10 protein-coding genes are annotated in these 18,207 nt (G+C 71.9%); 1 reads left to right on the forward strand and 9 read right to left on the reverse strand.

Features of this window, described 5'->3' with window-relative positions; all coding sequences use genetic code 11:
* Nucleotides 1-49 precede the first annotated feature (49 nt).
* From VF139_01920 to VF139_01940, 5 genes are all read right to left on the reverse strand, one after another.
* Complete coding sequence (locus VF139_01920; GenBank protein ID HEX6850135.1) at nt 50-2,002, reverse strand: hypothetical protein; 1,953 nt, start codon at nt 2,000-2,002, stop codon at nt 50-52.
* Nucleotides 1,999-3,966, reverse strand: coding sequence for a hypothetical protein (locus tag VF139_01925; GenBank protein ID HEX6850136.1), 1,968 nt, complete (start codon nt 3,964-3,966; stop codon nt 1,999-2,001). The genes VF139_01920 and VF139_01925 overlap by 4 nt, the downstream gene beginning before the upstream one ends.
* A 67-nt stretch (nt 3,967-4,033) precedes the next feature.
* Entirely contained in the window at nt 4,034-4,795 is a 762-nt protein-coding gene (locus VF139_01930; protein ID HEX6850137.1) for an SDR family NAD(P)-dependent oxidoreductase, read from the reverse strand.
* On the reverse strand, nt 4,792-7,797 hold the full coding sequence (locus tag VF139_01935) for a S8 family serine peptidase (protein HEX6850138.1): 3,006 nt from the start codon (nt 7,795-7,797) through the stop codon (nt 4,792-4,794). Before VF139_01935 ends, VF139_01930 begins: the two co-directional genes overlap by 4 nt.
* Nucleotides 7,798-7,842: 45 nt before the next feature.
* Nucleotides 7,843-8,904 (reverse strand): fumarylacetoacetate hydrolase family protein, encoded by a 1,062-nt coding sequence (locus VF139_01940; protein HEX6850139.1) that lies wholly within the window; start codon nt 8,902-8,904, stop codon nt 7,843-7,845.
* A gap of 35 nt (nt 8,905-8,939) precedes the next feature.
* On the opposite strand from VF139_01940, the gene VF139_01945 reads away from it, so the two are divergent.
* Nucleotides 8,940-11,240, forward strand: a complete 2,301-nt coding sequence (locus VF139_01945; GenBank protein HEX6850140.1) for a PEP/pyruvate-binding domain-containing protein — start codon at nt 8,940-8,942, stop codon at nt 11,238-11,240.
* Nucleotides 11,241-11,333: 93 nt separating this feature from the next.
* Here the strand turns inward: VF139_01945 and VF139_01950 are convergent, their stop codons facing one another.
* From VF139_01950 to VF139_01965, 4 genes are all read right to left on the reverse strand, one after another.
* Nucleotides 11,334-13,364, reverse strand: a complete 2,031-nt coding sequence (locus VF139_01950; protein ID HEX6850141.1) for a hypothetical protein — start codon at nt 13,362-13,364, stop codon at nt 11,334-11,336.
* Between the two features lie 89 nt (nt 13,365-13,453).
* On the reverse strand, nt 13,454-14,704 hold the full coding sequence (locus VF139_01955; GenBank protein HEX6850142.1) for a Glu/Leu/Phe/Val dehydrogenase: 1,251 nt from the start codon (nt 14,702-14,704) through the stop codon (nt 13,454-13,456).
* 93 nt (nt 14,705-14,797) lie between these two features.
* Nucleotides 14,798-16,066 (reverse strand): NAD(P)/FAD-dependent oxidoreductase, encoded by a 1,269-nt coding sequence (locus VF139_01960; GenBank protein ID HEX6850143.1) that lies wholly within the window; start codon nt 16,064-16,066, stop codon nt 14,798-14,800.
* Nucleotides 16,063-18,207, reverse strand: a 2,145-nt coding sequence (locus VF139_01965) for a multifunctional oxoglutarate decarboxylase/oxoglutarate dehydrogenase thiamine pyrophosphate-binding subunit/dihydrolipoyllysine-residue succinyltransferase subunit (protein ID HEX6850144.1), incomplete at its 5' end; no start/stop codon positions are given. The genes VF139_01965 and VF139_01960, both read right to left, overlap by 4 nt.

Genomic DNA, 18,207 nt, shown 5'->3' on the forward strand with positions numbered 1-18,207 from the left:
CCCGCGCCGGTCCCCAGCACTCCGACGATCGCGAAGACGGCCCGCGCGCTCACCATCCGACCGGGATCGGTGTCGATTGCGCCGCCGCGATCGCGTCGTAGAACCGCTTGAGCTCCGGGAAGGCGTCGGGGGCGAACCGCGTCCGCTCGAGGCGCGCGTCGAGCCGCCCGCGCACCCCGCCGTCGACCCGCTCGAAGCGGGACTCCACCGTCCAGCCCTCGCCGCGCTCGACGACGGGGTCGGGGAGGGGGGCCGCCGCGGGCCAGCCCGGCACGACGCTCTCGACGACGAGCGTGCGCGGGAAGCCGAAGACCACCGGCTCCTGGCGGCGGCGAAGACTGGGCTTGGGGAGCTCGTCCATCGCCGCCCAGAACGTCGAGAAAGGGGCGTCGTTCCCGAGGGAGGGGAGGGTGAACGCCAGGACGTCCTCGAACGCCCCCTCGGGGGTTTCGCCCCGCACCGTGTACGACTCCACCGACGCGGCGGGCCACCGGTGACGGAGGTCGGACTCGCGGTCCCTCCGGCGCGCCGACGGGTCGTTGCGGTGCTCCGCGCGCGCGATCGCCGCGTACTCGCCGAAGGCCAGGCGCCGGTCGGCCGCCCGCCATCCGCCGTCGGGCTGGCGCTCGAGCTCCAGCCGGCGCTCGACGCGGTGCATCCGCGGAGGGTGGAGCGGCAGGTCGACGAGCCGCCCGCCCTCGCCGTCGACGACGAGGGCGGTCTTGCCCGACAGCCCCGCGGGGATCCAGCCGATCGACGCGCGGTCGTCGGTGGCGTCGACGATGAGCAGGCGCGCGGACCCCCTTCCCGGGATCGTGGCGTCCTCCCATCCGGGCGGAAGCGACGTCCCGTCGGGGACCTCCACCGCGGCGACGAGATGGTTGAAGGCGGCGAGATCGGGGACGTCGCGCGCGACGGTCCCGAACTGTGTGGCGTGGACAAGGACCGGGTGCGCGCGGATCGAGGCCGTCTCGAGGATCGACTGCAGGAGCGTTCCCTTGTCCTTGCAGTCGCCGTACAGGGTGCGGACCGTCTCCTCCGCGGGCCGCGGGCGATAGCCGCCGATCCCGACGTCCTGGGTGATGTAGCGGACGCGGTCGCGCACGAAGCGTCCGGCCGCCTCGACGTCGCGCGCGAAGTCGCCCTTCGCGAGCGGCACCTGCGCGGCGGCCCGACGGACCTCCTCGCCCGGGATCGCGCTCCCGGCTGCGGTCTTCGAGAACCACCGCGCGAGGTCCTCCCACCCGCGCAGGGGTGGTGCTGAGGTCGCGGCCCCCTCGGGCGGATCGAAACCGAGGACCAGCCGCAGGGCCGACTCCGCGGGGTCGGGGCCGAGTGGGATGTCGTTCTCGGGAATGGGGGGGACGTCGCGGAGCTCGAAGACGGCCCCGACCGGCGTCCGCGAGGGCTCCGCGCCGGTCCCGCCGAGCCAGGCGTGGCGGACCGTCCAGCCGGCGGGGTGGACGATTTCCACGCGCACGTCGCGAATCGGGCCCTCCGGGTCGGAGAGGGCGATCCTCTCGGTGAGCGTCCACGGCCGTTCCGTCGCCTCGAACTCGAACGCGACGACGCTCCCCTTCTTCACCCCGTCCACCGCGACCACGCGGCTGGCGTCGTCGGAGAGGAACGAGTCGCTCAGGGTGACCTCGAAGGCCTCACGGGTCTTCTGCGCCTTGTCGTCGGGAGGCAGGTGCCACGCCTGGGAGCGCGCGACCTTGCGCTCCCCGCCCGCGTAGAAGCTCCCGACCCCGACCCCCTGCGCGCGCACGCGCAGCGCCTGGACGATGCGGCGCTGCCGGATGCGGTAGGACCCGTTCGGGCCGACCTCGAGCCGCACGTCGAGGGAGAGAACGAGGGCCGGGTGCTCGGCGACCCCCTCCGGGAGGGGCGGGGCGGAGTCCGCCGCGACGCGCACCCAGTCGGGAACGCGAGCGGCACGCGCGGGAGCGATCGGCGCGAGTGCGACGAGCGCGAGCGCAGCCGCCGCGGACCGGCCCGTCACTGCGCTCCCCGGGTTCGACGGAAGGTCAAGGAGGCGCGATCGGCCTCCCGCACCTTCTCGAGGAACGAGCGGAACTCCGCGTAGTCCGACGGCGGGACGACCAGCGCCTTCAGCACGAAGCTCCGCGAGACCTTGAACGCGCGCTCCTCCTTCTCGACGGTGAGCGTGTAGTCGGCGAGACGGCCGTTGAGGACCACCGGCGGCGGCGGCTCGCCGGGCTCGAATCCCTCCGGGGACTCGAAGGTCATCGTCCCGACGTCGGCCTTCGGGAAGCGGAAGACGATCGGGTGGACCCGGCGGTCGTCGGGGTAGTCGGGGATCCACTCGAACCAGGGGCCTCCCAGCCCGTAGCTGTACTGGACGATCCGGTCGTCGATCCCGCCGGGATCGCGCTCCAGTTCGCAGCGCAGCTCGAGGCTGCCGGCGGGCCGCTCGAGTCCCGGAGCCTCGGCGACGAGGACCTCGGCCCCGCCGGACTCCCCGCACAGCTCGCGGAGCCGCTCGCGGCGCTCCGCGGGGTCGAGGTCGCGCAGATAGCGTCGCTCGTCGAATCCGTGCTGTCCCTTGGCGGTGCGGGACCAGGAGGAGACGATCGCCTCGTTGCCGTCGACGAACTTCACCGTCCCGGTCGTCGCGGACAGGTTCCGGCTCGCCGCGCTGGGGGGGATCATCACGGTGTCGGCCTTCTTTCCGGTCGCCACGAGGCCCGCGATGCCGGTGAAGTACCAGGGCACCTCGCCGTAGGGGAGGCCGGACCCCGCGTCGACGAGGGCCCACTTCTCGAGGGGGGTGTCGGGAGCGCCCACCGCGACGATCGTGGCTGCGAACTGGTAGAGCGTCCGCAGCGCGGGGTCGAAGTAGTTCGAGCGCCGGTCCGCGACGTAGACGAGGCGCGCCGAGGCCCCGAGCTCGCGCGCAATCCCCAGGAAGAGCCAGTCGAGGTCGCGCGCGGTGCCCTCGCCGGCGGCGAGAACCTTCTTCGCCTGCTCGGCGCTGTCCCGATCGTCGTCCCCGGAGAGCTCGACCTCCTCCGAGGAGCGCAGGTCGCTGCGCCTCACGTTGGCCTCGAGCCATGCGTGGGCGGCGAGGAGCCGTTCCTGAAGCGGCGCTCCGGCGGGGAGGTTCATGCGTGCGATCGCGTCGCGCAGGACGGCGGGACGGTTGAAGGCCTTCACGCTCGTTTCGCTGCGCTGGGCGATCCCTCCCCAGTAATCGTCGCGGCCGTCCTCGGGGAACCCGTAGTAGAGGTGGACGGCGGTCTGGACTTCCGGCAGCGGCGGCATTTCCGGCTCCTCCACGACCGGCGGGAGGTCGCGCGCGCCGACCCAGACGCCCGCGGGGTCGCGCTCGACCTCCACTTGGCGCCCTTCGGAGCGGGTGACGCGGAACCCCGCCGGCAGGACGTTCATCGGCCGCCAGCCGTAGCGGGCCGAGACCACGCGATAGCGCCGCTGGATCTCGACGCGGTCGTAGAAGGTCGGGACCGACCGGATGGTCCATCCGTAGTCGACGATCGCTCCGGGAACGACGCCCGGAAGCGCCGCGCGGATGGACTGCACCTCGCCGAGCTTCGACTTCATGAGGCTCTGCCGCGCGAGCTCCTCCTGGGGGAGCTCGAGGACCTTCCCGTCGGGGAGCAGGACCCGTCCCCACCACCTCTTGATGGAGGTGTACTCGCGGATCGCCGGGATCTCGATGTCCGCGAGGGCGCGGCCCTCGTTGGTGAGGATCTTCGCGCGGAAGTGGTGCTCGATCTCGCACTCGATCCCGCTCATGTCGGTGCGGATCGTCTCGTCGGCGAGGACGACGGCGTGTTCCCCGGCGTCGGCGGCCGCGAGGGCCGCCTCCTCCGCGGAGATCGTCGCGGGACCCGGCTTGACGACGAGCTTCGACTTGACGGCGGCGTCGCCCTCGGAAGCGAACGCGATGGCGAGCAAGGCGACGAGGCGGGCGGGTCGGAGCATGTCGGATCCCCCCTGTCCGCAGGTTTGAGGATGCCCCGAGTCTACGACGGCCGCGCCGGAGGCGAAATTAACCTTTGACCAGCGTCCGCCACAGGATCCAGTCCATCAGCCGCGGCGCGATGCGGTTGAGGACGTGCATCGCGCGCCCCTCCGCCGACAACACGATCTCCCGCCGCGTGGACGACGCCATCCGGACGATCGCGACGGCCACCGACTCGGGGGTGTGCGACGCGACCCGGACCCGCTTCTGCGGGACCCCTTCGCGGACGATCCGCTGCTGGAACTCCGTGGTCGTCGAGGACGGACAGACGAGGCCGACGCTCACCCCCGTGCCCCACAGCTCCGACCTCAGGGCGTCGGCCGCCCCGTGCAGCGCGAACTTCGACGCCGAGTAGGCGCTGTAGTTCGGCGTCCCGCGCTTGCCGACGACCGACGACACGATCACGATCCGTCCCGCCCCCCGCTCGCGCATCCCCGGAAGGAACGGCCGGACCGTCCGCCACACCCCGAAGACGTTCAGCTCGAACAGCCTCCGGAGCGCCTCGTCCGACGTCGCCTCGAACCGGGCGTCGTGTCCCATCCCCGCGTTCGCCACCACCACGTCGGGGACGCCGTGTTCGGCGAGGACCTTCGCGGCGAGCGCCTCCATCGACGCGCCGTCCGCGACGTCGGCTGGGAGGGGAACGATGCGGCCGGGGAGCTCGGCCGCGAGCGCCGCGAGGCGCGCCGCGTCGCGCGCGACGGCCAGGACCTTCGCGCCGTCCCGGGCGAAGGCGAGAGCCGACGCGCGGCCGATCCCGGACGAGGCGCCGGTGAGGAGGACGGTCAAGGGCCCTGCCACTCGCACGCGTTCACCGCTCGGACGCGATAATACGCGTCGACGCCGCTTCCGGCCGCGCCGGCGTCCACGAAGGTCGTGGCCGCCGAGGTCCCCGCCAGCGACTGGCTCGCGAAGTCCGGCGTCGGGGATCGCCAGATGCGGTACGACGCCGCGCCGGGCACGGCGTCCCAGCTCAGGCGGAGGTCCGTCGCGTTCTCCAGGGCGACGCCCAGGGTCGCCGGGACCGGTCCCGGCGCGGGACTCCCGCACGACAGCGGCGTGCAGGAGATCGGGGCGCTCGACTCGAGATCGAGGGAGAAGGCGCGGATCGAACCGGCGGGATTCCCGCCCCCCACGTTGTCGACGACCGTGAGGGTCCAGGTCCCCTGCGAGCCCTGCCCGTTGAAGTCGTCGAGGGAGCCGGGGCCGTCGGGGGCCCGGTCGCGGTCGTAGGTCACGACGAGATCGGCGGTTCCCGCCCGCGAGCGGTCGTGGAGGGTCACGAGGGTCCCCGCGGGCGATCGCAGGGTGACGACGAGCTCGCCCACGTCGGCGTGGGCGACGTCGACGCTCACGCTCACGTTGCGCAGGGTGAACGCGTCCGAGACCGTGATCGTCGAGGAGGCCCCGGCGGCGGACTTCTTGGGTACGGTCAGGGGGAGCCCCGTCGCGGGGAATCCCTTCGACAGGCGCCCGACGTCCACCCCGAAGCTCGCCGCGTCCTCGCCCAGACCCGAGCTCGCGTCGATGCGGAACGTCAGCCTCGTCCCGCAGGTCGCCGACGGGTCGACGGTCACGCGGTAATGCGGCGGGTTCGAGATGGCCTGCGCTCCCGCCCCGATCGTCGGCCAGGTCGCCGTGTCGCGCGTCGCCGCCGCCAGGGACGGATCGACGGACAGCCGCCCGGCGACGCCCGTCGCCGCGGCGTCGTCGGTGTTCTTGAGCGTCACCGGGACGACGACCGTCTCGCCGGGGTCCGCCGCGCCGTCGCCGTTCCCGAGGGACCCCGAATCGTCGATCGCGTGCGATGCGTAACGCAGCGCGGTGACGACCGGGACGACGTCGCCGGCGGCGACGAGGGCGTAGCCCTGCAGCCCCTGGTTGACGGCCGCGCCCTTGACGCGAACCGTCCAGGTTCCAGCCTCCGCCGCCGGCAGGAGGACCTGCTCCACGTTGTTGCGCGGATCCGCGGATCCGCCGGCGATCGACCGTCCCTGCGACGGATCGAAGACGTTGCCGAGGTAGGTCGTCCCGGAAGGGGAGACGACCTCGAGGTCGAGGTTGTTGACCGTCGCGGCGGCCGCGAGCAGCGCCGCGGGGGGCTCGGTCCACACGAGCGTGACCTTGAGCGACTCGGCGCCCCCACCGACCTCGAGCGGGTACTCGGCGGTCCCCGACGTCGCGAGGCCGGCCGTGTTGCGCACGTCGTCGAGCACCGCGAGCCTCCGGAGGTCGCCGTCGAAGTGCAGCGCGTTCTCGAGGAGCACGCGCCCCCAGCCTTCCTGGTCGCTCGGGAAGTTCGCGATGCCGGTCATGTCCACGGCCGAGTTCAGGAGGGTCGCCTTGATCAGCGCTCCGGTCGGCACGAACCCGTCGGCGGCGTTCGGCGCGCCGGAGGGGTACCACCCGTCCACGAAGTACTGCCGCGCGAGCGCGCCCGCCGCCGTCACCGCCGGACAGGCCATCGACGTCCCGGTGTTCGAGGTGGTGGAGCAGGCGCTGCTCGAGCGCGCCGAGACGATCGAGCACCCGGGGGCGAAGATCTCCGGCTTGCGCCGGCCGTCGTTCGTGGGGCCGCGCCCCCCCGAGCAGAAGTTGTCGTTCGAGGTGCCGTTCGCCGAGGCCCCGACCGCCAGCACGTTCTTGGCGTTCTCCGGCGTCTTCAACGTCGAGGTGTTCGTGACCGCGAACAACACGAGCGACTCCTCGCGGTCGTACGCGAAGCGGTCGATGTCCACGCACCACGAGGTGTAGGCGGTCGTGCCGTCGTCTCCCCAGGAGTTGGTGTGGACCCGGGCGCCGTCGGCGTGGGCGGCGTCGAGGTAGGCGTAGAGGTTCGACGGGGCGGACCCCGATCCGTCGATGTCGCTCAGGTTCGAGTGGGAGATCTTCGCCGCGTAGGCGTTGCCGTTCGAATCGAACGTGCCGTTGAGCGGGGCCTGGTCTCCCGCCGACGTCCCCGCCGTGTGGGTGCCGTGCGAGTCCGCACCGAGCCCGGACGCGGAGCGGTAGGCGACGACCTTGCGATGGGTCGGGCCGGGGGTGTTGTTCGCCGCGTCCCGGAAGAAACAGGAGTTCATGTCGATGCGACCGTCGATGTGGCCGACGACCTGCCCCTCGCCGTGCAGGCCCCGGTCCCAGACGGTGGTCGAGGCGACGACGTCGGTCTGGATCACCCACCGCGTCGTGTTGTTGCGCATGGTGATCTCGGCCGCCTCCTCGATCCAGGAGACGGCGGGGACCCGCGCCGCCGCCTCGAGCGCGGCGCGGCTCCCGCGGGCCTTCAGGCGCGCGTAGCGCTCGAACCGCACGACCTGCAGGACCTCCACCCCGGCCGCGGCGACGGCCGCGGCGGCGCGTTCCGCGTCCTCGCCGTCGAAAAGGTCGAGCGTCGCGAAGAGCAGCGTCCCCGCGCGCCGGGCCGGGTCGGCGAAGGGGCGTGTCCCGAGATCCGGTGCGATCTTCCAGCCGGGCTCCACCGGCCCGAGCCACCTTACGTCCGCCAGTGCCCGCACCGCCGCCTGGCGGCCGGGCGCGACGCGAAGCACGTACGCGCCGTCGGGAACGTACTGGAGCGGCTCGCCCCCGGCCCGGCGCACCCGGGACAGGAGCGCCGGGTCGATCGCCGATCGGAACTGCGCGACGAAATACCCCCCCGCCTCCTCCTGCGCGGCCGGCGACGTGGAGGCGAGCGGGTCGAAGGTGCCGGACTTGAGGCGCAGGTAGGGCCCCCCGGCGCGTACGGACGAGAAGAGCAGAATCGACGACAACACGACGACGATCGGACGCATGGGTCGGGCCCCCCCCGGAGAAAGTCGACGGAGTGTACGTCGAGTTCAGCCTTCGACGCGGACCCGCACCTCTCCCACCTTCTCGAGCCGGGCGACCGCGACGTCGCCGGCCTTCACCGGTCCGACCCCCGACGGCGTGCCGGTGAAGAGCAGGTCGCCGCGCTCGAGGGTGATCCAGCGCGAGGCCAGCGCGACGAGGGAGGCGACGCCGTGGATCATCTTCGAGGTCGTGTCGTCCTGGCGGGTCGCACCGGAGACCTCGACCGACAGCCTCAGCCCCGATCCGTCGCCGACCTCGGCCCGCGGCGCGACCGTGGAGACCGGCGCCGAGCCGTCGAACCCCTTCGCGAGGGTCCAGGGCTCGCCTTTTTTCTTCGCCTCCGCCTGCACGTCCCGGGCGGTGAGGTCGAGGCCGACGGCGTAGCCGAGGACGTGCTCCATGGCGGCGGACTCGGCGATCGCTCGTCCGGTCTTGCCGATCACGACGACCATCTCCACCTCGTGGTGCACGTCGGCGGTCCCCTCGGGGATCCGCACCACGCCCCCGTCGTGGACGATCGCCGACGGCGGCTTGAGGAACAGCACCGGCGGCACCCCCGCGGCGTTCCCCATCTCCTTCACGTGATCGGCGTAGTTCCGGCCCACGCAGAGGATCTTCCCGACCGGGATGCGCTCCCCGGTGCCGCGCATCACGACGAAGGGCGTCGTCTCCGCGGGAGCGGCCATGCCCGGGCGGAAGGGCCACAGGTGCCACGACCCGCTCGCGGTCGCGAGCAGGCGCCCCGTCGCGTCGCGCACCTCGCCATCGGCGAACGCGACGCGCTTGCCGCGCCGGACGACCTTGCCGGAGGAGACGATGCGCCCCTCGCGCGCCCCCTCGAGGAACTGCACCGAGAGCGAGATCGTCGCGCACCACCACTCCTTCGGGATCGACGCGATCACCGCGGCGCCGAGGACGGTGTCGAGCAGCGCGGAGATCACGCCGCCGTGGGCGACCCCGCGACCGTTGAGGTGGTGGGGACCGACGACCAGCGAAGCCTCGGCCTCGCCCTTCTCCATGCGATCGAGCTCGACCCCGAGGTACTGGTTGAACGGCGGGACGGGCATGCACTCCTCCCTGAAGGCGGATCATAATGGCGCGCATGGCCGAACCTCGCGAGGACACCCGGGCAAAGTTCGACGACGTGCTGGCCAAGCGCCCCGACTTCGCCGACCGATTGGCCCGCCGCCTCATCGTCTGGCTCCACCGCGAGGGACACGCCGCGATCGAGGACCTCTACCGGGACGCGCGGTCGCGCATCGGCCGCGATCTCCCGCAGGAGGACGACCCGAATCGCCCGGCGGACGTCCCGGCCGAGCCCGAGGACCGGATCGCGCTGCAGGCGGTCGTTTTCGAGCGCGCCGCGACCGTCATGAGCCCCGAGCAGGTCCAGGACGTGGTGGACGCGCTCCGGCGGCGCGAGGAGGCCGAGAGCCTCGAGAGCCTCGCGGCGCTTCCCGACATTCCCTACGGGGTGCTCTCGGCGGCGGTGCGCCGGTTCGCCGGCCTCCCGCGTGGAGACGAGACCCTCGCCCCCGCGCAGACGACGGGGATCCGCGTCACCCTCACCCGCCACTTCATCAGCGACCAGCTGGAGTTCATCGGGGTCGCCAAGCGTTTCCTCGGGACCGCCGACTTCGACTGGATCCTCGACCGGATCGTCGGGTTCGACCGGGGGCAGGGGAGGATCGGAGGGAAGGCCGCCGGGATGTACCTCGGCTGGAAGATCCTCCAGGGCGCGAGCAAGGAACACGCCGGCAGCCCCGTCGCCGACGTGCACCTTCCCGAGTCCTGGTTCCTCCGCTCCGACGTCATCGAGGCGTTCATCCGCCACAACCGCCTCGACGAGTACCAGAGCCAGAAATACAAGGACCCCGAGGAGATCCGCACCGAGTTCCCGCTGATCCGGGAGCTGTTCCGCAACGGCGAGTTCCCGCACGAGATCGTCGGCAAGCTCGATCACCTCCTCGAGCGGATCGGCCAGCGCCCGGTGATCGTCCGGAGCTCGAGCCTGCTCGAGGACCGTTTCGGCGCGGCCTTCTCCGGGATGTACGCGAGCATCTTCCTCGGGAACCAGGGGCCGCGCCGGGAGCGCCTCCGGGCGCTGCTCAACGCGATCGCGGAGGTTTACGCCTCCACCCTCGCGCCGAATCCGCTCCTGTACCGTCGTCGCCACGACCTCGTCGACTACCAGGAGGACATGGCGATCCTCATCCAGACGGTCGTCGGGCGGCCCCACGGCCGCTACTACTTCCCCGACTGCGGCGGCGTGGGGTTCTCGCGCAACGAGTACCGCTGGTCGCCGCGCCTGAAGGGGGAGGACGGCGTCGCGCGCATGGTCTACGGCCTGGGGACGCGCGCGGTGGACCGCACCGGCAACGACCACTCGCGGATGGTGGCGCTGGGGGCCCCGCGGCTGCGGCCCGAGGTCACCCCCGCGCACGTCGCCCGTTACAGCCAGAAGCAGGTCGACGTCGTCGACCTCGCGGCCGACGCGTTCCGGACCGTCGGCCTCGCCGACCTCCTCGCCGAGGGGGACGGGGCGCACGGACTCGAGGAGGCTGCGTCGGTGCGGACGCGCGACGCGATCGTCGAGCCGACCGGCGTCCTGCACGGCGTCCCGGCCGACAAGCTCGTCCTCACCTTCGACAAGCTGCTCGGCCGCACGCGTTTCGCCGCCCTGATGAAAGAGCGCCTGCAGCGCCTCGAGGAGGCCTACGACTGCCCGGTGAACATCGAGTTCGCCTCGGTGGACGGGAAGTTCTACCTGCTGCAGTGCCGCCCCCTCGTGCAGGCGGAGGCGGGGGTGTCGCGCGGGATCCCCCGCGGCATCGCGCGCGAGAAGCAGCTGTTCTCGACGCGCGGCCTCGTGCGCTCGGGGGACGTCCGCGCGATCGACTACGTGGTTTTCGTCGATCCCCGCGCCTACGACGGCCTCCCGTCGGCCGAGGCGAGAAACGAGGTCGCGCGCGTGGTCGCGCGGGTGAACGACGCCCTCGAGGGGAAGACCTTCGTGCTGATGGGGCCGGGGCGGTGGGGGAGCGTCGACTCGCGCCTGGGGGTCAAGGTCTCGTACGCCGACATCAACCACTGCGCCGTGCTCGTCGAGGTCGCCTACCGGACCGGGGACTACGTCCCCGAGGTCTCCTACGGGACCCACTTCTTCCAGGACCTCGTCGAGGACGGGATCTATTACCTCGCGCTCTACCCCGACGAGGAGACGACGGTCTTCAGCGAGGGGTTCTTCCGCTTCTCGGACAACGCGTTGTCGCGCATCTCGCCGCGCGACGCGGCTTACGAACGCGTCGTGCGCGTGATCCCCGTCGCCGACGCCGCCCCGGGGCGCCTGCTCCATCTCGCGATGGACGGCGAGGCCGGCGAAGCGTTGTGCTGGCTCGAATGACGCCGCCGCGTCCAGCGGGGAACCCATCCCCCCGGACCCCGTAACGTGCGCCAGGGGTCCGGGGGGATGGGTTCCCCGCACTTCGCAGCGGCGTTACAAGCCCTCACGAACGAGGACGGGCGTGGCGTCGAAGCGGCGGAAGACGGCGTCCCACAACGCGGGCGAACCCGACTCGCGCGCGACGTCGTCGAGCGTGATCGATCGTCCCGCGGAGTTCGCCGACTCGAGGGCGCGTCGGATCGCGCCGAAGAACGCGTCGTCGCCGAGCTTGGTACGGATCAGGTCGAGACCGTAGGCGGCGCGCCGGCCGACGACGCAATCCGAGTCGGCGGCGATGTAGAGATCCCAGGCGCCCTCGACCGGGCCGGACCACCGGCAGCGTCCGATCCGCATCTTCCAGTCGTCGCGACGCCGCTCGAGGCAAGAACCGCCCTCCGGTGAGTCGGTCGCGTCGATCACGGCGTCGCCGAGGTAGTCGGCGAGCTCGCGCACGAAGATCCGCGTGCGGTCGTCGGCGGGCTCGGCGCGGGCCGTGAGCCACCGCGCCGCGATCGATCCGGCGAGGTCGGCCGAGGCGAAATCCTCGGAGATCGGACACGCCGAGGGGGACGCCAGCCCGATCTCGGAAAGGGAGACGGTTCCCGCGGTGGTCCAGAGGTTCCCCACGGCGTCGATCTCGAGGCGCGGGTCCGGGTACGGCCCCAGTCGCTGGGCGAGCCAGGCGGACCAGGTTCCGGCGCGCTGCATCGTCCGTTCCGCGTGGAGCGGAACGGTTCCGGGGGAGTAGTTGAGCGCGATCGGGAGGGCGTCCGTGCCCCCGCGCAGGAGCAGGACGTCCCTTACGATCCCCAGCCACATCGCCTGGGGCGCGATCTCGGCCGTGACCCGGAAGGTGCGCCGGCCGTCCGCGGCGGGGCCGGGCTCGGGCATTCCGGCGAAGGCCAGCCGGTACGGCTCGTCCACGCGGGCCGCGACGTCGATCGGGATCGCGCGCCAGGACGCGGCGTTGTCGAGGTAAGGGACGAACTCTCCCGGCGGGACGGTGCCGCCCGCTCCCTTCCCCCGCCGCGCGATGAGCCCCCCCGGCTCCTTGCGACGCGTGCGCACCGTGATCTGGACGACGTCGCCCGCGCGGCGGCGCGCACCGAGGTCGACGATCAGCTTGCTCCACTCGTGCCAGTAGACCAGCGGGTTCCCGGAGGCATCCTCGACGCGCTCGACCGCGATGATCTCGCGCAGGGGAGCGGGAAGCCCGTTGTTCGCCCGGGCGATCGAGTCGAGGCTCGTGAGCTGGAAACGGGCCAGGCGGGCGCCGTTGCGGGCGACGCGCAGGCCGAAGGTCGATACGGCGTGGCCGGCATTGGGGTCGTCCTGGAGGACGTCGACCGTCATCGACGCGACGTCGAACGGCGGCTGCTGCGCGCCGCGACCTCCCCCGATCGGAAGCGCCGCGAGCGGCCGCTTGACGAGCGTGCTCTCCGGGCGGCCGAAGGGATAGAAGAGCTCCTCCTGGAACAGGCGTGAGGCGTCGTAGGTCCACGCGATCGGGGAGGAAGCGTCGAACCAGGCCACCGCGAAGGTCCCGCTCGTGGGGTCGAGCCGGTTCTCCGCGAGACGCTGGTCCCAGGCGAGCCAGAGGCGGTCGATCTCCTGGAACGAGCGGCGGAACCCCTCGGCGTCCAGCGCGGCGGGAGCGCCCCCCCCGGCGGCCGGGCCGTTCAGGAAGGCGTCGAACATCGGTCCCGTGAACAGGATCAGCACGGAAACGAACTCCCCCGAGACGGTGTCGTTCTCGAGAGGGAGGTTCCACGCATTGCGGGCCTTGCTCGCCCGGAGCGATTCGGAGGCCGTGCGATCGGCTCCCTTGAAGCGGAAGCGTCCCTTCCCCTGGACGAAGACCCCGACCGGGGTCCTCGTCGCGTCGACCAGCGGGAACGCGGTGGCCCGCGTCGCCTCGATGGTCAGGTTGCCGACTCCCACCGCGACGCCTTCGAGCGGAAGCCCGCGCTGCACGACGCTCACGCTTCGCGCGGCCTGGACCATCGCGTGCAACTCGGGAGCCGGAGCGGCGGCGGGCGGGACGGGAGCGGCGGAGGCGGCGGCGAGAACGACGGCGGCGATCACGGCTCGATCCCCCTTCGTGAAACGCGAAGGGCGGGGGGCCGACCCGCGACCGGATCGGCCCCCCGCCCCATCGGGTTACGCGGAGAGTATCAGGCCCAGCCGCGCAGGCGAACCGCGTCGGCGACGCGCTTCACCGAGACGGCGTAGGCGGCGAGACGGTTGTGGCACTTGTGCCGCATCGCCATGTCGTGCACCGCGTGGAAGGCGTGGGTCATCTTGGCGTCGAGCCGCTCGTGGACGAGCGGAGTCTCCCAGTAGTACTGGTAGGCGTTCTGCACCATCTCGAAGTAGGAGACGGTGACGCCGCCGGCGTTGCACAGGAAGTCGGGGATCACGTACACGCCGTTCTTGTGGAGGATCTGGTCGGCCTCGGGGGTCGTCGGGCCGTTGGCGAGCTCGGCCTGGATCTTCGCCTTCACGCGCGGCGCGTTCTCGGCGGTGATGCAGTTCTCGAGGGCCGACGGGAACAGCACGGTCACGTCGAGCTCGAGGAGCGCTTCGTTGGTGATCGGCTTCGAGCCGGGGAAGCCGACGACCGAGCCGGTTTCTTCCTTGTGGCGCTGCACCGCGACCGGGTCGAGCCCGTTCGGGTCGAGGATGCCGCCGCGCGAGTCGGAGACGGCGATCACCTTCAGGCCGAGGATGTCCTTGCCGAGCGAGTGCGCGAAGGAGCCGGCGTTGCCGTATCCCTGGATCGCGGCGGTCGCGCCCTTGAGCTCGATCTTGAGGGCCTTCGCGGCCTCGCGGACGCAGTAGATGCCCCCGCGCGCGGTCGCGTCGCCGCGGCCCTTGGAGCCGCCGAGCTCCAGGGGCTTGCCGGTGATCACGCCGAACTCGTTGTGCCCGTTCATGAACGAGAACTCGTCCATCATCCACGCCATGATCTGCGGGGTCGTGTAGACGTCGGGAGCCGGCACGTCCTGCACGAGGCCGAGCATGCGGCCGACCTGCCGGATGTAGGCGCGCGCGAGCCGCTCGAGCTCGCCGGGGGACATCTCCTTCGGGTTGCAGATGATCCCGCCCTTGCCGCCGCCCAGCGGGATGTCCACGACGGAGGTCTTCCACGTCATCCACGCCGCCAGCGCGCGCACCGTGTCGATCGTCTCGTCGGGGTGGAAGCGGATGCCGCCCTTCGTCGGGCCGCGGGAGTCGTTGTACTGGACGCGGAACCCGTGGAAGACCTTCACGGTGCCGTCGTCCATGCGGACGGGAAGCGTGACGTGGAGCTCGCGCAGCGGCCAGCGCAGCAACTCGTGGATCGCGGGGTCGAGCTTGAGAAGCTTGGCCGCCTCGTCGAGTTGACGCTGGGCGATGGCGAAGGGATTGGTCGTTTCCGCCATGAAATCCTCCGCCGCGGCGGCGATGTGGTGGGACGGTGCCGCCGTGGCCGGGAGGGATAGCACCCGCCGCGACCGAGGGTCAAGGGCGACGCGTCATTTGTCAGGCGGGGGTTCGGCCTCCCGCACGATGAGGGGCGCGGCGCGCTTGTAGGCGAAGTAGTCCCAGATCCAGTTGACGAGCACGACCACGCGGTTGCGGAACCCGACGAGCTGGATCAGGTGCACGAACAGCCAGACGATCCACGCGGCGAGCCCCGTGAAATGCAGGCGCCCGAGGTCGGCGATCGCCTCGTTGCGGCCGATCGTCGCGAGGTTGCCGAGGTCGAGATACCGGAACGGCTCGGGCTCGCGACCGGAGACCAGCCGCGCGATGGATCGCCCCGCATGCGTGCCGGTTTGCATCGCCGGCTGCGCGACCTGCGGGAGCGTCGAGCCTTTCCAATCCACCGCCGCCGCGTCGCCGATGACGAAGACCTCCGGACGTCCCGGAAGCTGCAGCGTCGCTCCGACGGGGACGCGTCCGCCGCGGTCGAGCTCCGCGCCGAGCCCTTCGAGGATCGACGAGGGCCGGATCCCGGCGGCCCAGATGAGGGTCTTCGCGGGGATCACCTCGCCCCCGCGCAGGTAGACCTTCTCCCCGTCGTAGTTCTCGACCACGTGCTCGAGGCGGACCTCGACGCGCTTGGCGTCGAGCGAGTGCATCGCCGCGCGGCTGAGGTCGGCGGGGAACCCCGAGAGGATCCGATCGCCCGCCTCGAGGAGGACGATGCGCACGCGGTCGAGGTCGAGCCGGCGGAAGTCGCGCGCGAGGACGAGGCGCACGAGCTCCGCGAACGCCCCCGCCATCTCGACCCCCGTGGGGCCGCCGCCGACGACGACGAGCGTCAGCCAGGCGTTGCGCGCCGTCACGTCCTTCTCGAGCGACGCGCGCTCCACGCAGTACATGACGTGGTTGCGGATCCTGCGGGCGTCGTTGAGATCCTTGAGTCCGAGGCCGTGGGCCCGGACGTCGTCGAGGCCGAAGAAATTCGTCTCGGCGCCGATCCCGACGACCAGGAAGTCGTACGGAACGTCGCCGTCGGTGGTCTTCACGACCTTCGCGGCGACGTCGAATCCGCGGATCTCGGACAGGCGGAACTCGAGGTTTTTCTGCCGGCGGAGGATCGTGCGCACGGGGTACGCGATGTCGGCGGGGTTAAGCCCCGCGACCGCCACCTGGTACAGCAACGGCTGGAAGAGGTGATAGTTGTTGCGGTCGATCAGCACGACGTCGACCGGCGCCTTCGCGAGCGCGCGCGCCGCGCCCAGCCCGCCGAATCCCGCACCGACGACCACGACCCGCGGACGCCCGGTGTCCTTCACGGCGTCATCGCCTCGCGCACGAGGGCCTCCTGTTCGGCGGCGTGGCGTCGATACGAGCCCGTCGCGGGGCTGGGATTGCGGGGGCGACCCGCGAAACGCAGCGGTACGCCCACGGGGATCTGCGGCGCCGCGCGCTCCGCCACGAACGACCACGCGCCCATGTTCCTCGGCTCCTCCTGGGCCCACACCACGTCGGCGAGACCGGGATAACGCCGCAGCACCTCCGCGAGCCGCGAGCCGGGCCACGGATAGAGCTGCTCGACGCGCACGAGGGCGACCGCCGCCGCATCGCGCTCGCGCCGGTGCGCCTCGAGGTCGTAGGCGACCTTCCCCGAGCACAGGACCACGCGCGTGACCGCGAGCGGGTCGGCCGAAGGGTCGTCGATCACCTCGCGGAAGCCGCCGCCGGCCAACTCGCCCGCCGCGGAGACGGCGTCCTTGTGCCGCAGCAGGCTCTTCGGCGTGAAGACGACGAGGGGCTTGCGCTCCGGGTCGAGGGCCTGACGCCGGAGCAGGTGGAAATACTGCGCCGGGGTCGTCGGGTTGGCGACACGCAGGTTCCCGCGGGCGCACAACTGGAGGAAACGCTCGATGCGCGCGGAGGAGTGCTCGGGGCCCTGGCCCTCGTAGCCGTGGGGGAGCAGGAGCGTCAGGCCGCTTCGCTGCCCCCACTTTTCCTCGGCGGAGGCCAGGAACTGGTCGATCACGATCTGGCCGCCGTTGACGAAGTCGCCGAACTGCGCCTCCCAGAGGACGAGCGCGTCGGGGCGCGCGACGCTGTACCCGTAGTCGAACCCGAGGACCGCGAACTCCGAGAGCAGACTGTCGTGCACCCGGAACTCGGCCTGGCCCTCCCGCAGTTGCGCGAGGGGGGTGTGGGCCGCCTCGGTCTCGAAGTCGTAGAGGATCGCGTGGCGCTGGCTGAAGGTGCCGCGTCCGGAATCCTGACCGCCCAGCCGCACCGGCGTGCCGTCGAGGACGAGGGTTCCGAGGGCGAGCGCCTCGGCGAGGGCCCAGTCGATACGGTCCCCCTCGAAGGTCTCGCGGCGCCGCGCGAGCTGTTTTCCGAGCTTGGGGTGGATCGTGAACCCCGGCGGAACGCGGTCGAGGCCGTCGAGCACCTCGACCAGGGCGTCGCGTCCGGCGGCGGTCGCGACGGGCGGCCGCGCGGCCCCCTCCACGTCCTCGCGGTCGGCGGGGACGGCGACCGGTCCTTCGGCGCGGGCGAGGCGCACCTCCTCGTGGGCCAGGCGCAGCCGCTCCTGGAAGTCGCGCAGGGCCCCTTCCGCTTCCTCGGGAGAAAGATCGCCCCGCCGGAGGAGCGCCTCCGTGTAGAGCTTGCGCACGGAGCGCTGGCGCTCGATCTTCGCGTACAGCCGCGGGTTCGTGTACGACGGGTCGTCCCCCTCGTTGTGCCCCCACCGCCGGTAACAGACGAGGTCGATCACCACGTCGCGCTTGAACGCGTTGCGGAATGCGAGCGCGAGCCGCGTCACGCGGACCGCCTCCTCGGGGAGGTCGCCGTTCACGTGGAAGATCGGTGCCTGCACGGTGCGCGCGACGTCGGTGGCGTAGGGGGACGAGCGCGCGTCGCGCGGGCCGGTCGTGAATCCGATCTGGTTGTTCACGACGACGTGCACGGTGCCGCCGGTGCGGTATCCCTTGAGCTGGGAGAGGTTGAGCGTCTCGGCGACGACCCCCTGGCCGGCGAAGGCGCCGTCGCCGTGGATCAGCACCGGGAGCACCTTGAGATGCTCCGCGTCTCCCATCGCGTCCTGCCGCGCGCGGGCCATCCCCTCGACGACCGGGTCGACCGCCTCGAGGTGGCTCGGATTCGACGCGAGGGTCAGCGCGACGTCGCGCCCCCCGGACCCGCGATGCACCCCCGTCGCGCCGAGGTGGTACTTCACGTCCCCCGAGCCCTGCACGCTCGTGGGGTCGACCTCCCCCTCGAACTCCCGGAAGATCGCGCCGTACGACTTCCCGACCACGTTGCACAGCACGTTGAGGCGGCCGCGGTGAGCCATCCCGATCACCGCCTCGACGATCCCCGCCTCGGCGGCGTCGTCGAGGAGCACGTCGAGCATCGGCACGAGCGTCTCGGCCCCCTCGAGGGAGAAACGCTTGTGGCCGACGTAGGT

It is taken from the genome of Candidatus Polarisedimenticolaceae bacterium (assembly GCA_036376135.1).
Lineage (GTDB): Bacteria > Acidobacteriota > Polarisedimenticolia > Polarisedimenticolales > DASRJG01 > DASVAW01.